This is a genomic window from Chelonobacter oris (assembly GCF_000772535.1).
Taxonomy (GTDB): domain Bacteria; phylum Pseudomonadota; class Gammaproteobacteria; order Enterobacterales; family Pasteurellaceae; genus Chelonobacter; species Chelonobacter oris.
Genome location: NZ_JSUM01000003.1, coordinates 381681 through 397649 on the forward strand (window position 1 = coordinate 381681; position 15969 = coordinate 397649).

Below are 15969 nucleotides of genomic sequence, written 5' to 3' on the forward strand. Positions count from 1 at the left end.
CTATGAAAAAAAGAATATGTTTCAAAACGTTATTAGCCGGTGCGGTACTATTTTCCCTGATGGCTTGTGATGATGCCGCACAACATTCCCAATCAGGACAAACGCCCAAAGTCGTTAAAATTTCTTCCGTTGTTGCGGCAACCCATCCTTCCACACTGGCATTAAAAGAGGTGTTTAAACCGGCTGTGGAAAGTAAAACCAATGGTCGTTATCAAATTGATGTCTATGATTCCGGTCAATTGGGTGATGAAAAGCAATCTTTTGACTACACTCGTCAGGGCATTATCGATATGTCGGTGTTGGGTACGGTGATGTGGTCCGAAGTACCAAAGATGTCTGTTCCCGATTTTCCGTTTTTATTTACAGATGTCGCTCACGCCAGAAAAATTTATCAAGGCGAAGTCGGTGAAGAGATTGCCGATAGTTTTGAATCTTCCCAACCAATCAAATTTCTCGCCTGGATGCCAAACGGTGCCCGCGTATTTTCATCGAGCAAATCCTTAACGCATCCGGCGCAATTCAAAGGGCAAAAAATGCGTATGCCCAACAATCCTATCCATGTGAAAGCGGCTGAGTTGTTAGGGGCAAATGTCGCCATTATGGGATTGGGCGAAGTGTTTACCGCACTTGAACAAGGTGTTGTTGACGGGCAGGATAATCCGCTTTCCACCTTTGTACAACAAGGATTCTATTCGGTGAACAAAAATATTTATGAAACAAACCATATGATTTCATCGCTTGAATTGTTGGCCAATGCAAAATTTTGGGACGGATTGAGTGGCGAAGATCAAGCGATTTTTCTGGACGCGGCAAAAGCGGCATCAGATAAAAGCTGGGAGTTATATCAGCAAAGTATTGATAGCGATAAAAAATTCCTGGCTGAAAAAGGGGTTACGGTAGTGACGCCAAGCGATGCGGATAAAACACAATTGATTGAGAAAATGCAGCCGCTTTATGATGATCTGTACCAGAAATATGATTGGGCGCAAGCACTTGTCGAACGTATTCGAAATACTGACTAATCAATAGGGGATAGCGCATGAAAGCGATTATCGAAAAGTTATTTCACGGCGTCTCATTACTACTCGGGTTGATGCTGGCGGTCATGATTGCCTTGGTATTTTTAAACGTCATTCTTCGCTTTTTCTTTAATTCAGGGTTGGTTTGGTCTGAAGAGGTCGCACGATATGTTTTTGTTTATGTCATTTACCTCGGTGCGATAGTGGCAATGAAAGAAAACGCACATCTGGGGGTGGATACGCTGATTAAAAACGTACCGGAAAAACTCAAGCTGTTTTTGTTTGTGTTAGGTCGCTTAATCATTATTGCGGTGATGGGCATTTTGGTTAAAGGCACGTATGCCATGGTGATTCAGTCAATGACCGCAAAAGCGGCAGCGACCGGATTACCATTGTCATTCGTTTATGGCATCGGTTTGCTCACCGGAACGGCGATTATTTTAATCGGTTTGTTACATATCGTAGAGGTGATTAAAAATCCAAAAGCCGTTCATCATATTGTGTTGATGAGTGAATCGGATTCAGATTAATCGGCAGGTGAATTATGACTATTATTCTTTTCTTGGCAAGCTTGATCGGCGGTATTGTGATTGGTGTTCCTATTGCATTTTCGCTGTTATTTTCAGGCATTATGCTGATGTTGTATTTAGATGTCTTTAACGCTCAAATTTTGTCACAAAATTTGTTTAACGGCGCCGACAGTTTTTCGATGATGGCAATCCCGTTTTTTGTGGTTGCCGGCGATTTAATGAATCGCGGCGGGTTAACCAATAAAATTGTCGACGCGGCAACGTCAATAGTCGGGCATATTCGCGGCGGATTAGGCTATGTCGCCATTTTGGCGATTTTACTGTTTGCAAGCCTTGTCGGATCCGCTGTGGCTTCAACCGCCGCATTGGGGGCGATTTTGATCCCGATGATGGTACGTTCCGGTTATAACCGAGACAGATCAACCGCACTGATTGCCGGCGGAAATATTTTATCGCCGATCATGCCGCCTTCCGTACCGATGATTATTTTTGGTGTGACGGCCGGGGTATCGGTCACCGATCTGTTTATGGGCGGAATTGCTCCGGCTATTTATATTACCGCCATTCTTTGTGTTGTCTGGGCATTGGTTTCGCGTAAAGATTCGGCAGCGCCTTTGCCGCGTAAATCCTTCCGTGAGGTCATCAGTGCCGTCCGTAAAGCGATTTGGGCGATTTTTATGCCTGTCGGTATCTTGCTTGGGCTGCGCAGTGGTATGTTTACACCGACAGAAGCCGGTGTCATGGCGGTCGTTTACGCTTTGCTCATCGGGGTATTCGTTTATCGCGAACTCACCTTACAAGACATCAAGGAAAGTATGATTTCGTCCGCCAAAGCCAGCAGTGCGATTATGTTTTTAGCGGCGGCGGCAATGGTGTCGTCCTGGCTAATGACTATCGGTAATATCCCACGCATCGTTACTGACCTTTTGCAGCCGTTTATCGAACATCCTATGGTGCTGATGTTGGTTATCGCCGGTTTGGTTCTATTAGTCGGAACGTCAATGGATGTGGTCCCGACGATCTTGATTTTAACACCGGTATTAATGCCGGCAGTAAAACAGGCGGGCATTAATCCGGTGTACTTCGGCGTAGTGTTTATTATTACCTGTGTCATGGGGTTATTAACACCACCGGTGGGAACCGTGTTAAATGTCGCAGCGAGCACCGGGCGGATCAATATGGAAAGAATTGTCAAAGCAATTTGGCCTTTCCTGCTTGCTATTGTAATCACCTTGCTATTACTGATTATTTTCCCAAGTTTATTGATACAACCATTAGAATTTTTTACTCAATAAGGATTAATGACATGAAAGCGATAACAGTAACCAAACCGTTTGAGTTGGATATTGCAACGATTTCCGCACCGGAAATCGACCGTGACGATGATGTGATTATCAAAGTGCGATTCGGCGGTATTTGCGGATCGGATATCGGCATTTATACCGGCGGCAATTCCTTGGCTAAGTACCCTATTGTCATTGGGCATGAATTTGTCGGACGGGTAGAAAAAGTCGGATCGGCAGTCAAACATGTGAAGAAAGGGGATTTTGTCGTAAGCGATATAGTCAATAGCTGCGGTCGCTGTTATGCCTGCCGCAGCGGTCATCATAACGTATGCAAACATTTAAAAGTCACCGGTGTCCACATTAATGGCGGTTTTGCCGAATATGCCAAAACCAAAGCAGAAAATGTGTATCCGATAGACATTCATAAAATTCCTGAAAAAACAGCCTGTTTGATTGAACCTTATGCCGTCGGGGTTGAAATTAATACCCGTGCAAATGTTGTCGCTGGCGATAAAGTCGTCGTGTTTGGTTCCGGACCGGCAGGCTTAGCGGCGATGCAGGTTGCGATAGCCAGAGGCGCCGAGGTTTTGATCACGGATATTTTTGAAGAACGCCTCACGCTTGCCCGCGAGATGGGGGCGACTAAGGCGATTAATGTTAAACATGTTGATTTACGCACGGCGATCAACCAATTCACCGAAAATGAAGGCGCTCATGTCGTGATTGATGCGGTATGTTCGCAGCAGAGCATTTTAGAGGCGTTGGACGTTGTTGCGCCGTCGGGGCGTTTTGTGGTGCTTGGAACGGGCGCCGCACCATCGGAAATCCCGCAAGTTGCATTTACCAAAAAAGGAATCAATGTGTTTGGTACACGCTTAAATAATAAACGCTTTCCTGAAGTGATCAAGTTATTTGAAGAGGGAAAGGTAACACCGGAAAAAATGATCACGCACACTTATCCGTTTGATGATATTGAAAAAGCGTTTGATGTCATTAAAAATCAAAAAAATACCGTGTGTAAAGTGCTATTAGAGTGGTAAGGAGTCAACAATGAAAACAACATTCAGATGGTATGGATTGGGTAATGACACTATTCCCTTAAGTTATATTAAACAAATTCCGAGTATGAGCGGTGTCGTATGGGCGCTGCATGATATCGCCGCAGGCGAAGTATGGCCGGAGGAACGTATTGCCGAGGTTAAGTCTCAAACCGAACCTTATGGCTTGACTATCGATGTGGTCGAAAGTGTTAATGTCCATGAATCCATTAAACTTGGAACGGACGAACGTGAGCAATATATTGAAAACTATAAAACAACACTGAAGAATTTAGGAAAATATGGTGTAAAAGTCGTCTGTTATAATTTTATGCCGGTGTTTGACTGGATTCGAACCGATTTATTTAAAGAAGCCGACGACGGTTCAACCGCACTTTTCTATGAAAATGCACGTATTGAAGGCATGGATCCTAAAGTATTGGTAAAAGAATTTGAAAAAAACGCGCAAGAGTTGACATTGCCGGGGTGGGAGCCTGAACGATTGCGGCATTTGGATAAATTATTTGATTTATATCAAGGCATAACCGAAGACAAGCTCAGAGAAAATTTGAAGTATTTCTTACAGCAAATTATCCCTGTCGCCGAAGACGTCGGCATAAAAATGGCTATTCACCCAGACGACCCGCCGTTCTCGGTATTTGGTTTACCGCGTATTGTGAAATGCCATGATGATTTGCAAAAAATTATAAACTTGGTGGACAGTGAGGCCAACGGCATTACGCTGTGCAGCGGAGCATTAGGGCCTAATTTAAATAATGATATTCCGAATATGATTCGCACTTTCCATAAACGTATCCCGTTTGCCCATATTCGTAATATTAAAGTATTCGAAAACGGCGATTTTTTGGAAACATCACATCGAAGTTCGGATGGTTCGCTCGATCTTGCTGAAATCGTTAAGGCTTATCATGAAGTCGGATTTAACGGTTATTACCGTCCTGATCACGGCCGCCATATTTGGCAAGAAAAATGCCGTCCGGGCTACGGTTTGTACGATCGCGCATTAGGCATTATGTACATTCAGGGCTTGTGGGATATGTGCGACAAAATCAAAGGAGAAAAGTAATGCAATTATCCTATAACGGATTAGCCAATCAAGCGGATTGGAGACATAAAGGTTATATTTTACCCGAATATAATGTCAGCGATATCGCCAAAAACACGCAGCAAAATCCGATTTGGCTGCATCTTGGTGCAGGGAATATTTTTCGTGCATTTTTAGCCAATTTACAACAACGATTGCTGAATCAAGGCGCTGCTGACAGGGGGATTATTGTGGCGGACGGGTTTGATTATGAAATCATTGAAAAAGCTTACCGCCCTTTTGACAATTTATCGATTTTTGTGCGACTGAAAAATGATCATTCGGTAAATAAGATAGTGATTGGGAGTATTAGCGAATCCCTAAGAATGGATCCCTCTTTCACGGATGATTTTGCCCGTTTAAATACCGTTTTTACCGCACCGTCATTACAAATGGTTTCGCTGACCATTACGGAAAAGGGCTATGTAATTAAAAATCAAGATGGTGAGTATTTTCAAGCTGTTAAATTCGATTTGCAAAACGGCTCTGATCATCCGCAAAGTTATATTGGTAAAATTGTCGCGTTACTTTTTGCCCGTTTCCGCAATGGGGCACAGCCGTTGGCGGTGGTCAGTATGGATAATATGTCTAAAAACGGCTCGAAATTGGAAAAAGTCATTTTAGAATTTGCCGATCAATGGCGGCAGGCCGGCGTTGTTCCAGCGGCATTTATTGATTATTTAAGTTCGGATAAAATCAGCTTTCCGTGGTCTATGATTGACAAAATCACACCACGACCGGATACGGAAATACAACAATTGCTGCAATCGGACGGTATTCCAAATTTAGCGCCGATGATTACATCGAAAAATACTTATGTTGCACCATTTGTTAATGCCGAAGAGCTGGAATATTTAGCCATTGAAGATAATTTTCCAAATGGCAGACCGGCATTAGAAAAAGTTGGTGTGATTTTTACTGATCGGGATACCGTCGACAAAATAGAAACGATGAAAGTCACCACTTGTCTCAACCCGATTCATACGGGACTTGCCGTTTTCGGCTGCTTACTGGGATTCAGCACTATCTTTGCCGAAATGCGAGATCCGGATTTATCGGCATTAGCCAAACGAATTGGTTATCAGGAAGGCTTGCCGGTCGTGATTGATCCGAAAATAATTAATCCGAAACAATTTATCGATGAAGTGATCAATATCCGGTTATCGAATGATTTTATTCCGGATACGCCACAGCGTATTGCCAGTGATACATCACAAAAATTGTCTATTCGTTTTGGCGAAACACTAAAGGCTTATCTGCGTGATAATAAAGATATTCAATCGTTAACGGCGATTCCATTGGTATTTGCCGGTTGGCTACGCTATTTAATTGCGATTGATGATCAGGGCAATACGTTTGAAAACAGTCCTGATCCCTTGTTAAATCAGTTAAAAAATCATATATCTTGTGCTAAATTAGGTCAGTCCGTCTCCGCCGAAACACTGAGACCGATTTTATCTGATAAAAATATTTTTGGGATTGATTTGTATGAAATCGGCTTAGCGGAAAAAGTCACGCAATATTTAAACGAAATGTTGCTGGGTAAAGGTGCCGTAAGAGCAACTTTGCAAAAATATATCTATTGAGAATTATATGGCAGAACAGAAATCACGCGAAAGTTCACGAGAGTTTGCATACCGTATTATTCGGGAAATGATCGTGAATATGGAGTTGCCCCCGGGGCATAAGGTGAGTGAAACCGAGCTTGCCGCCCTGTTGGGGTTAAGCAGAACCCCTATCAGAGAAGCGTTAATTGATTTGGAAAAAAGCGGAGCGGTAAAGGTCATTTCACAAAAAGGGACGTTTATTTCTTTTATTGATCCCTTATTAATTGAAGAAGCCCGTTTTTTACGTTTGACTTTAGAAAAAGAAGTGGCTGTTCTGTTATGCGAAGAACGTTATCAAAAATATCTTTATTTATTGGAAGACAATTTAAAATTACAAGCGTTCTATCTTAATAATGAGAATTATGAGAAATTCATTGAATTAGATAATGAATTTCATCATTTATTCTTTACGATTACGGATAAAAATAACATTTACGTCTTAATGCGAGGGCTGAATATTCATTTTGACCGAGCTCGAATTTTTGTCTTTAAAAATAAACCGACATTAAAAACCCTTGAAGATCACCAAAATATTCTCAATGCGATTAAAAATCAAGATAAAACGTTAGTCAAAGAATTGATTGATCAGCATCTGTATCAATATGTTTTGGATAAAGATCGATTTGAAAAGGAATATAGCCACTATTTTAATCAAAGCAGTCACTAAATTAACCGCAATGATGAAATGAAAATGCTAACTTATCGCTGAATAGCAGCATGTTAAAAACCGCACTTTCATGACAAAAGTGCGGTCGGCTTGCATTATTGTGTAGCCTGAATGGCAGTTAACGCAATGGTATAGACAATATCGTCAACCAAGGCGCCGCGCGACAAGTCATTGACCGGTTTGCGCATACCTTGCAACATCGGCCCGATGGAGACTAAATCCGCAGAACGTTGTACCGCTTTATAAGTGGTGTTACCCGTGTTCAAATCCGGGAAGATAAATACGGTGGCTTTTCCGGCAACCGGGGAGTCCGGCGCTTTGGAACGGGCGACATCTTCCATCACGGCGGCATCATATTGTAACGGGCCGTCGATGATCAAATCCGGGCGTTTTTCTTTCGCCAAGCGAGTAGCTTCACGCACTTTATCCACATCGGAACCCTGACCGGAAGAGCCGGTAGAGTAGGAGATCATCGCTACTTTCGGGGCGATACCGAATGCTTTGGCGGAATCGGCGGATTGAATGGCAATTTCGGCCAATTGTTCCGCCGTCGGATCCGGATTGACGGCACAGTCACCGTACACCAAAACCTGATCCGGCAATAACATAAAGAAGATAGATGAAACAATCGAGTTGCCCGGTGCCGTTTTAATAATCTGCATCGGCGGGCGAATAGTATTGGCCGTGGTATGAACCGCACCGGAAACCAGCCCGTCGACTTCACCGCTTTCCAACATCATGGTTCCCAACACGACATTGTCTTGCAATTGTTCTTCGGCAACCACCTCAGTCATGCCTTTATTTTTACGTAATTCAACCAAACGAGCGACATAATTTTGGCGTACCATTTTCGGATCGATAATAGTAATGCCTTTGCCCAGTTGAACCCCTTGAGATTCGGCAACACGTGAGACTTCTTCCGGATTGGCGAGCAAAATACATTCGGCGATGCCGCGTTCGGCACAGATTGTTGCGGCTTTTACGGTACGCGGTTCGTCGCCTTCAGGCAATACGATACGTTTTTTCGCACTACGTGCCAGTTCGGTCAGTTGATAACGGAATGCCGGCGGCGATAGGCGGCGTAAACGGGAAGAAGAGCCGACCAGACTGTCGATAAATTGCGCATTATATTGTTCGCTGGTGAACTGCTTGATGGTTTCGATACGTTCCGCATCATCCGGCGGCACTTCCAAATTAAAACTTTGCAGATTCAGAGACGTTTGCCAAGTATTGCCTTCCACACGCACTACCGGTAAGCCTGTTTCAAAGGCACGTTGGCAGAGTTTGCTGATTTGAGTATCAATTTTATAACCGCCGGTCAAAACCAGCGCGCCGATTTTCACCCCGTTCATCGCCGCCAGACAAGCGGCAACCAAAACATCGGGACGGTCTGCGGAAGTCACCAGTAAACTGCCTGCACGAAAATGTTCCACCATGTTCGGCAGGTTGCGGGCACAGAATGTAATGCCGTGAATACGACGGGTTTTGATTTCGCCTTCGTAAATAATCTGTGCACTTAGATGTTTGGCAATATCAATCGCTCGAGTGGCGATCAACTCGGCATTCCATGGAATGCTGGCAATCAAGGTCAGCGGACTTTTTGAGAACAAATGGCGTACTTCGTTGATTGAACTTTCATTTTCTTGGAACGAATCAAAAATTTCGCTCAAGTCGGGGCGGGTACGGCCACTTTGATCAACCGGAGCATTAAATTTATTGACCACGACACCGACCAGATTCGGATTATGGCGTCCGCCGAAATCACTGGCGACCGCTTCCAAACGTTCAATCAGTTGGCTTGGCGAATCCGTGCCCGGTGCAGCGACCAGAACGATTTCCGCATCTAATGCCTGTGCAATTTCATAGTTTACCCCGGAGGCATAGGTGCTTTTACTGGTCGGAATCAGCCCCTCAACAATGACCAACTCATTTTTAGCGCTCAATTGTTGGTGCTGGGCAACGATTTTTTCCAAAAGAATATCCGATTGGTTTTGACCGATCAACGATTCCGCTTCACTCAGCATAATCGGTTCGCCGGTGTCCAATGCCGTGCTGCTGCGTAGAATTGACGTTGTGCGATCGATTTTATCTTCGCCGGTACTCGGTTGCGAAATCGGTTTCATAAATGCAATTTTCGCGCCTTTTTGTTCCAGCGCATGTACCAGCCCGAGGCTGACACTGGTCAGTCCGACCCCGGCGCTGACAGGAATTAAAATAATGGTACGAGACATAATTAAGCCTTTTGGATTTGATAACAAAAAAACTGCCGACAAAGTCGGCAGTAGGAATTCTGATTATACAGCCAGACGTGCCGTATCTTGTGCAATCACCAATTCTTCATTGGTCGGGATAACCAACGCCAACGGCGAATTATCGCCGGTGATTTTACCTGATTTGCCGAAGCGGGCCGCCAGATTGCGTTCCTGATCCAGTTCATAACCGAACAGTTTCAGGTGTGCTAAAGTCAGTTCACGGATATGGGCGGAGTTTTCGCCGATACCGCCGGTAAACACGATAGCGTCCAGACGTTCGCCGATAACCGCCATGTAAGAACCGATATATTTGGCCAAACGATAGCTGTACACATCAATCGCTCTTTTCGCATCCGCTTTGACATCGTAGTTGTCTTCGGCATAACGGCAATCACTGGTGACTTCGGTCAGGCCTAACAAACCGGATTTTTTGGTCAGCGTATTTTCGATCTCTTCCATTTTCATACCCAAATTATTATACATATAGAAAATGATTGCCGGATCGATATCGCCGGAACGGGTTCCCATCACCAACCCTTCAAGCGGTGTCAAGCCCATCGAGGTATCGATACATTCGCCGTGACGAATCGCCGCCACAGAACCGCCGTTGCCCAAATGACAGGTAATCACATTGACTTTATCTTCGGCAATGTTCAATTCTTTGGCGACCTCACGGCTAACATAGAAATGGCTGGTGCCGTGCGCACCATAGCGGCGCACACCGTGTTCTCTGTACAGTGCATACGGCAGGGCATATAAATAAGCTTCTTCCGGCATGGTTTGGTGGAAGGCGGTATCAAATACGGCAACGTTTTTCGCTTTTAATTCAGGAAATGCCTTGAAAGCTTCTTCAATGCCGATCAAGTGCGCAGGGTTGTGCAACGGTGCAAATTGTACGGCGTCACGGATACCGTCGATGACATCGTCGTTAATCAATACCGACTGCGTGAATCTTTCGCCGCCGTGTACGATACGGTGACCGATCGCAACAATACTTTCTTTTAATCCCTCGCCTTGCGGTAAAATTTTGTTAACGATAAAATCCAGTGCTTCACTGTGCGCTGCGCCGGCACCTAAATCCGCATTGCCTTTTTCGCCGTTGATTTTCCACTTGATGCGGGCATCTTCCAAATGAAAGGCTTCAGCCAAGCCGGATAATTTTTCATCACCGGATTGCGGATCCAAAATAGCGAATTTGAGGGAAGAACTACCGCAATTCAGAACCAGGATTAATTTTTGTGACATAATATTTTAACCTATTTCATGTTGATTTAAGAAAGGACGCATGAGATGCGCAGAAAATTATCCGATATAGGATACACTTTTGATAGAATAAAATAAATTGCAATTCGAGAGAAATCCGGGCAAAACTTGATTTTTATACCGATTAACGACCTTCAGCAGGGGAAAAATGCATTTTTTGACAACGTTCAAGCAGGGGCAAATCTATCTGGAAACTTGGCCGAAAAAGCCTAAACTGGGCATGATATTCCCTGAAAATCGGGTGATGCGCAGTGTGCGCTTCGCACAACGCGTCATGCCGGCAGTAGCGGTATTGGCGATTGTGTGGCAACAAATGGCATTGCCGGGCAATCAAATGGCGTTGGCGGCTGCGGTGCTGACCGCACTTTTTGCCTTGAGTTTTCCGTTGCAGGGCTTGTGGTGGCTGGGTAAACGTTCACAGCGCATTTTACCGCCCGTTTCACAGCGGGCCTATCAAAAAATCGGGGTACAGCTGCAAAAACAGGATCTGCCGTTTCAGCCGGCAGAGACCCCGAATTTTATGGATTTGGCCAAGCTTCTGAAAAAAGCCGATACGCATTTATCGGCGGATTTTTGGGATGAACTGTAGCCTGACCAATCATGCCAACGGTTTAAAAGTGCGGTTGAAATAGAGCAGTGCCTCTCCGGGGCGGATTTGAACACGATCGATTTCAATAAAGAATACGCTGTGTGTACCGATTTGATTTTCAGCGATAATTCTTCCCTGTAAATTAACCAATGCGTTGCACAAGTGCGGTATGCCGTTTTCACCCTCCTGCCATACATCCCAAGACAAGCGCTCACGCATACTGCTGTCGCCCATGGCGGCGAAATGCAGTGCCAGATTCTGGTGTTCCGGCTTCAGAATATTCACGGTAACTTTTCCGTTTTGTCGAATAATATCATGCACTTCGCTGCTTTGATTGATGCAAACCAGCAGGGTAGCGGGAGAATCGGTGACCGATGTCACCGAAGAGACGGTCAGTCCGATGGTACCGGCAGGCCCGCCACTGGTCAGAATACTGACGGCAGAGGCCAAATGTGACATGGCCTCCCGAAAATGGTGTTGTTCGATCAAGAAAATAGTCCGTATTAAACGTTAAATAAATGTTTCGGAATTATAACAGAGAATCCTGTCGGCTTCGAGTATAGGCGCACCGAAAAAGTGCGGTTGTAGCCCTGTTCAAAAATTTTACTACGCAAAGGCAGGCTTTTTTTGTACAATGTCGGCTCTTAACCGTCTTATGGCGAATATCCCGTTTTCCTAGAGTTTTTACATGATAGATTACATCATTATCGGTATTATCGTTTTCTCCCTGATTGTCAGCTTACTGCGCGGTTTTGTCAGAGAGGTGATGTCGCTTGCCAGTTGGGTGCTTGCCTTTATTGTCGCCAGCCGTTTTTATCCTTATCTTGCCGGCATGTTGACGCAAATCGATTCGCAAAATATCCGGATCGGCGTTGCCGTTGCGATTTTGTTTATCTGTAGCCTGATTGTCGGCGCAATTATCAATTATATTATCGGACAATTGGTCGACAAAACCGGCTTAACCGGAACCGACAGGGTATTGGGCGCTTGTTTCGGGGTATTGCGCGGTGTATTGATTGTTGCGGCGTTGCTGTTTTGTGTCGATACCTTTACCAATCTTGATCAATCGGAGATGTGGAAAAGTTCAAAGCTGATACCGCACTTTGGTTTTGTGGTAGAATGGTTTTTCCAACAGTTACAGCAAAATTCTTCTTTTTTGACATCAACATTTTAACCGTAATCAAATTAAGGACGAAACAAGATGTGTGGAATCATTGGAATGATTGGGCAAACGCCGGTCAATCAGGCAATTTATGACGGCTTGAGCGTACTGCAACATCGAGGGCAGGATGCCGCAGGCATTGTCACGATTGACGATGAAAACCGTTTTCGTCTGCGCAAGGCAAACGGTTTGGTCAGTGATATTTTCCAGCAAATCCACATGATGCGTTTGCAGGGAAATTCGGGCATAGGCCATGTACGTTACCCGACGGCAGGCAGCTCGAGCGTTTCCGAGGCTCAGCCGTTTTATGTCAATTCCCCCTACGGGCTGACATTGGTACATAACGGCAACCTGACCAACTCAGACGAACTTAAACAAAAACTTTTCACCCTCGCCCGCCGCCATGTCAATACCAATTCCGATTCCGAAGCCCTGCTGAATATTCTGGCCTACCATCTCGATCAGGCACAAGAGATTCACCTGACCGCAAACGATATTTTTACTGCAATCAAAAAAACCCATGAAGATATTCGCGGCGCCTACGCTTGTGTGGCGATGATTATCGGCTTCGGCATGATTGCTTTTCGTGATCCGTACGGTATTCGCCCGTTAGTGTTGGGCAAACGCCGATTGGAAAATGGTTTTATCGAATATGCATTTGCCTCTGAGAGTGTGGCGTTAGACGCCATCGGTTTTGAATTTGTGCGTGATGTCAAACCGGGGGAAGCGATTTACGTCGATTTCAACGGCAATTTCTATTCCGAGCAGTGTGCCGAAAGCCCGGATTTGTGTCCTTGCATCTTCGAATATGTCTATTTTGCCCGCCCGGATTCTTATCTTGACGGCGTATCGGTTTACGCCGCGCGAGTCCACATGGGGGAGCGTTTAGGCAAAAAAATCGCCCGTGAATGGCGGGATTTAGACATTGATGTCGTAATTCCCATTCCCGAAACCTCAAATGATATTGCGCTGCGGATTGCCCATGAATTAGGCGTGCCCTATCGTCAGGGGTATGTGAAAAACCGTTATGTCGGACGGACATTTATCATGCCGGGGCAGGAGCAGCGCAAAAATTCGGTGCGCCGCAAATTGAATACCATCTCTTCCGAATTTAAAGACAAAAATGTGTTGCTGGTGGACGATTCGATCGTCCGCGGCACGACGTCGGAGCAAATTGTCGAAATGGCACGTCATGCCGGCGCCAGAAAAGTCTATTTTGCCTCTGCGGCGCCGGAAATCCGCTATCCGAACGTATACGGCATTGATATGCCGACTGCAAACGAATTAATCGCCTATGACCGCACGGTTGAGCAAATTGCCCGCTTAATCGGGGTGGATCGCTTGATTTTTCAGGACTTAAAGGACTTGACCGAATCGGTACAGCAAGAGAATCCGGCTATCAAACACTTTGATGCATCGGTCTTCACCGGAGAATATATCACCGGCGATGTCTCGGAAGATTATTTGAACCATGTCGCCTTTGCCCGCAATGATCAAGCCAAGCAAGCACAGGCAAAAGATGCGACCAATCTGGAAATGCACAACGAAAGATAATGCGGAAATCTCGTTTAATTGTGGCAATCAGCGGCGCCTCCGGCGCTGTTTACGGCATTCGTTTATTACAGGTTTTGCAGCAGACGGATATTGAAAGTCATCTGATTATCAGTAATGCCGCCCGTCAAACCATTGCGCAGGAAACGAATTTCACCTTGCCGCAAGTGCGGTCGTTAGCGACGGTCAATCACGATATTCGGGATATCGGTGCGGCGATCTCTTCCGGCTCATACCGCACGTTGGGCATGGCGGTCGTTCCTTGTTCGATTAAGACGTTGTCGGCTATCGCCAATTGTTATAGCGAGGATTTAATCGGCCGTGCCGCCGACGTTTGCCTGAAAGAGCGCAAACCGCTGCATTTATGTGTGAGAGAAACGCCATTGCATTTGGGGCATTTGCGCTTGATGACGCAAGCCGCCGAAATCGGCGCCCAAATCACGCCGTTAATGCCGGCGTTTTATCACAACCCGAAAAATCTGGACGACTTAATTAATCAAAGCGTCAACCGCTTGTTGGATCAGTTCGGTATTGAGCTGCAACAAGACTTGTTTCAACGTTGGGGGAGTGAACAAAGTGCGGTCTAGCCGCAGCAATCATGATGTATTGATTGCTTGCCAATTTTTAGCATTCGCTTTTAACGAAGAGGTGAACGCATGGGCTGTATCAAAAAATGTTTTTTCCTACTGTTGCTTTCCGCTGTCGCCGTCTCATTAAAAGCGTATTGGCAACCTTATTGGTGGGCGTTAAAACTGACTTGGGAACCGGCACCGACCGTACAAAGTCTGCCTAATCCCTTACCCGGGCAACGTTTCAGCGACACGTGGGGCGCAGCACGCAGCCAAGGCAGAAAACATGAAGGCGTTGATATTTTCGCCAAACGCGGCACACCGATACGGAGTACAACCAAAGGACTCGTGGTCCGAATCGGGCAAAATCGGCTCGGCGGGAATGTTGTCAGCATTATCGGGCCGGGCAGGGTTCGGCACTACTATGCGCATTTGGACGGCTATGCGGATATCCGCATATTCGACTGGGTTGAAGCCGGTACGGTGATCGGTTATGTCGGGGATAGCGGTAATGCCAAGGGAACACCGCCCCATTTACATTACGGCATTTACACTGTCGGCGGCGCCGTCAATCCATATCCTTTAATCAAACAAGATTGACGGTTACGTTAACTTGGCAACTTGATTTCCCGTATGCTCATATTCAGCCCGTCAATCAGCAGCAGACGTCCGCATAAGGTTTTCCCGATATCTAACCGCACTTTGATGGCTTCCAACGCCTGAATCGAACCGACGATGCCGACTATCGGTGCAAGCACGCCCGCCTCGACGCAACTAAGGGTATTTTCGCCAAAAAGTCGGCTTAACGTGCGGTAAGTGGGGGTGTGCGGTTGATAAGTAAATACGGAAACCTGACCCTCCATACGAATCGCCGCACCTGAAACCAGCGGAATTCCGCCTTGTGCGCAGCTATCGTCAAGCTGATTTCGAATCTCGACATTATCGGTACAATCCAATACGACATCAAACTTTGTGACAAGGTCACTTAATTCCGTTTCAGTCAATTTTCTATCAATCGTTTCAAGCGAAATATGCGGATTCAATTTCTGCAATGACCGCTGTGCAGACCGCACTTTAGGCATATCCAGACGGCTGTCGTCGTGCAGCACCTGCCGTTGCAAATTGGAAAGCGATACCGTATCAAAATCGAGTAACGTTAAATGTCCGACACCGGCCGTTGCCAAATATTGTGCCGCCGCACAGCCCAAACCGCCTAAACCGACAATCAGCATTTTGCTGGCTTTCAGCTTCTCCTGACCATCAAAATCAACCGCTTTTAAGATAATCTGGCGGTTATAGCGCAATTCTTCCTGATAACTTAATTCGGTCATA

Annotated in this window: 16 protein-coding genes; 12 read left to right on the forward strand and 4 right to left on the reverse strand. The window is 45.6% G+C overall.

Annotated elements, in window-relative coordinates:
* Nucleotides 1-2: 2 nt before the first annotated feature.
* Genes OA57_RS03175 through OA57_RS03205 form a run of 7 tightly spaced genes read left to right on the forward strand, consistent with a single transcriptional unit; the run spans nt 3 to nt 7251 of the window.
* Nucleotides 3-1022 (forward strand): TRAP transporter substrate-binding protein, encoded by a 1020-nt coding sequence (locus OA57_RS03175; RefSeq protein WP_034613311.1) that lies wholly within the window; start codon nt 3-5, stop codon nt 1020-1022.
* Nucleotides 1023-1039: 17 nt separating this feature from the next.
* The gene (locus OA57_RS03180) at nt 1040-1549 is read left to right on the forward strand and encodes a TRAP transporter small permease (protein WP_034613313.1); all 510 of its coding nucleotides are present in this window, start codon (nt 1040-1042) and stop codon (nt 1547-1549) included.
* A gap of 14 nt (nt 1550-1563) precedes the next feature.
* Complete coding sequence (locus OA57_RS03185) at nt 1564-2844, forward strand: TRAP transporter large permease (RefSeq protein ID WP_034613316.1); 1281 nt, start codon at nt 1564-1566, stop codon at nt 2842-2844.
* Between the two features lie 11 nt (nt 2845-2855).
* Nucleotides 2856-3875, forward strand: coding sequence for a zinc-binding alcohol dehydrogenase family protein (locus OA57_RS03190; RefSeq protein WP_034613319.1), 1020 nt, complete (start codon nt 2856-2858; stop codon nt 3873-3875).
* A 10-nt stretch (nt 3876-3885) separates the two neighbouring features.
* Nucleotides 3886-4959 carry a mannonate dehydratase gene (gene uxuA / locus OA57_RS03195; RefSeq protein WP_034613322.1) on the forward strand — a complete coding sequence of 358 codons (1074 nt, stop codon included), beginning with the start codon at nt 3886-3888 and terminating at the stop codon, nt 4957-4959.
* Complete coding sequence (locus tag OA57_RS03200) at nt 4959-6563, forward strand: mannitol dehydrogenase family protein (protein ID WP_034613325.1); 1605 nt, start codon at nt 4959-4961, stop codon at nt 6561-6563. Before uxuA ends, OA57_RS03200 begins: the two co-directional genes overlap by 1 nt.
* A 7-nt stretch (nt 6564-6570) precedes the next feature.
* On the forward strand, nt 6571-7251 hold the full coding sequence (locus OA57_RS03205) for a GntR family transcriptional regulator (RefSeq protein ID WP_034613327.1): 681 nt from the start codon (nt 6571-6573) through the stop codon (nt 7249-7251).
* Between the two features lie 95 nt (nt 7252-7346).
* Here OA57_RS03205 and pta read toward each other — a convergent pair whose 3' ends face one another.
* Both pta and OA57_RS03215 read right to left on the reverse strand, forming a co-directional pair.
* On the reverse strand, nt 7347-9482 hold the full coding sequence (pta, locus tag OA57_RS03210; protein ID WP_034613330.1) for a phosphate acetyltransferase: 2136 nt from the start codon (nt 9480-9482) through the stop codon (nt 7347-7349).
* A 63-nt stretch (nt 9483-9545) separates the two neighbouring features.
* Nucleotides 9546-10748: an acetate kinase gene (locus tag OA57_RS03215; protein ID WP_034613333.1), complete on the reverse strand. Its 1203-nt coding sequence runs from the start codon at nt 10746-10748 to the stop codon at nt 9546-9548.
* A 166-nt stretch (nt 10749-10914) separates the two neighbouring features.
* Between OA57_RS03215 and yfbV the strand changes: the two genes are divergently transcribed.
* On the forward strand, nt 10915-11355 hold the full coding sequence (gene yfbV, locus OA57_RS03220) for a terminus macrodomain insulation protein YfbV (protein ID WP_034613334.1): 441 nt from the start codon (nt 10915-10917) through the stop codon (nt 11353-11355).
* A gap of 9 nt (nt 11356-11364) precedes the next feature.
* On the opposite strand, the gene OA57_RS03225 is transcribed toward yfbV, so the two are convergent.
* Nucleotides 11365-11814 (reverse strand): flavin reductase, encoded by a 450-nt coding sequence (locus OA57_RS03225; protein ID WP_052122348.1) that lies wholly within the window; start codon nt 11812-11814, stop codon nt 11365-11367.
* 229 nt (nt 11815-12043) lie between these two features.
* On the opposite strand from OA57_RS03225, the gene OA57_RS03230 reads away from it, so the two are divergent.
* From OA57_RS03230 to OA57_RS03245, 4 genes are all read left to right on the forward strand, one after another.
* Nucleotides 12044-12529, forward strand: coding sequence for a CvpA family protein (locus OA57_RS03230; protein ID WP_034613339.1), 486 nt, complete (start codon nt 12044-12046; stop codon nt 12527-12529).
* Nucleotides 12530-12556: 27 nt separating this feature from the next.
* Complete coding sequence (gene purF / locus OA57_RS03235) at nt 12557-14071, forward strand: amidophosphoribosyltransferase (RefSeq protein WP_034613341.1); 1515 nt, start codon at nt 12557-12559, stop codon at nt 14069-14071.
* Complete coding sequence (locus OA57_RS03240) at nt 14071-14655, forward strand: UbiX family flavin prenyltransferase (protein ID WP_034613344.1); 585 nt, start codon at nt 14071-14073, stop codon at nt 14653-14655. The genes purF and OA57_RS03240 overlap by 1 nt, the downstream gene beginning before the upstream one ends.
* Before the next feature lie 69 nt (nt 14656-14724).
* Nucleotides 14725-15237 (forward strand): M23 family metallopeptidase, encoded by a 513-nt coding sequence (locus OA57_RS03245; protein ID WP_084589857.1) that lies wholly within the window; start codon nt 14725-14727, stop codon nt 15235-15237.
* 8 nt (nt 15238-15245) lie between these two features.
* Here the strand turns inward: OA57_RS03245 and moeB are convergent, their stop codons facing one another.
* Complete coding sequence (gene moeB / locus OA57_RS03250; protein WP_034613348.1) at nt 15246-15968, reverse strand: molybdopterin-synthase adenylyltransferase MoeB; 723 nt, start codon at nt 15966-15968, stop codon at nt 15246-15248.
* Nucleotide 15969: the final 1 nt, after the last annotated feature.

Excerpts from the sequence above, each read along its gene's own strand:
- OA57_RS03240 (WP_034613344.1), top strand. The coding sequence starts at position 14,071 with ATGCGGAAATCTCGTTTAATTGTGGCAATCAGCGGCGCCTCCGGCGCT.
- OA57_RS03245 (WP_084589857.1), top strand. The coding sequence starts at position 14,725 with ATGGGCTGTATCAAAAAATGTTTTTTCCTACTGTTGCTTTCCGCTGTC.
- OA57_RS03190 (WP_034613319.1), top strand. The coding sequence starts at position 2,856 with ATGAAAGCGATAACAGTAACCAAACCGTTTGAGTTGGATATTGCAACG.
- OA57_RS03185 (WP_034613316.1), top strand. The coding sequence starts at position 1,564 with ATGACTATTATTCTTTTCTTGGCAAGCTTGATCGGCGGTATTGTGATT.
- OA57_RS03200 (WP_034613325.1), top strand. The coding sequence starts at position 4,959 with ATGCAATTATCCTATAACGGATTAGCCAATCAAGCGGATTGGAGACAT.
- pta (WP_034613330.1), bottom strand. The coding sequence starts at position 9,482 with ATGTCTCGTACCATTATTTTAATTCCTGTCAGCGCCGGGGTCGGACTG.
- OA57_RS03230 (WP_034613339.1), top strand. The coding sequence starts at position 12,044 with ATGATAGATTACATCATTATCGGTATTATCGTTTTCTCCCTGATTGTC.
- OA57_RS03215 (WP_034613333.1), bottom strand. The coding sequence starts at position 10,748 with ATGTCACAAAAATTAATCCTGGTTCTGAATTGCGGTAGTTCTTCCCTC.
- OA57_RS03180 (WP_034613313.1), top strand. The coding sequence starts at position 1,040 with ATGAAAGCGATTATCGAAAAGTTATTTCACGGCGTCTCATTACTACTC.
- moeB (WP_034613348.1), bottom strand. The coding sequence starts at position 15,968 with ATGACCGAATTAAGTTATCAGGAAGAATTGCGCTATAACCGCCAGATT.
- uxuA (WP_034613322.1), top strand. The coding sequence starts at position 3,886 with ATGAAAACAACATTCAGATGGTATGGATTGGGTAATGACACTATTCCC.
- OA57_RS03205 (WP_034613327.1), top strand. The coding sequence starts at position 6,571 with ATGGCAGAACAGAAATCACGCGAAAGTTCACGAGAGTTTGCATACCGT.
- OA57_RS03175 (WP_034613311.1), top strand. The coding sequence starts at position 3 with ATGAAAAAAAGAATATGTTTCAAAACGTTATTAGCCGGTGCGGTACTA.
- yfbV (WP_034613334.1), top strand. The coding sequence starts at position 10,915 with ATGCATTTTTTGACAACGTTCAAGCAGGGGCAAATCTATCTGGAAACT.
- purF (WP_034613341.1), top strand. The coding sequence starts at position 12,557 with ATGTGTGGAATCATTGGAATGATTGGGCAAACGCCGGTCAATCAGGCA.
- OA57_RS03225 (WP_052122348.1), bottom strand. The coding sequence starts at position 11,814 with ATGTCACATTTGGCCTCTGCCGTCAGTATTCTGACCAGTGGCGGGCCT.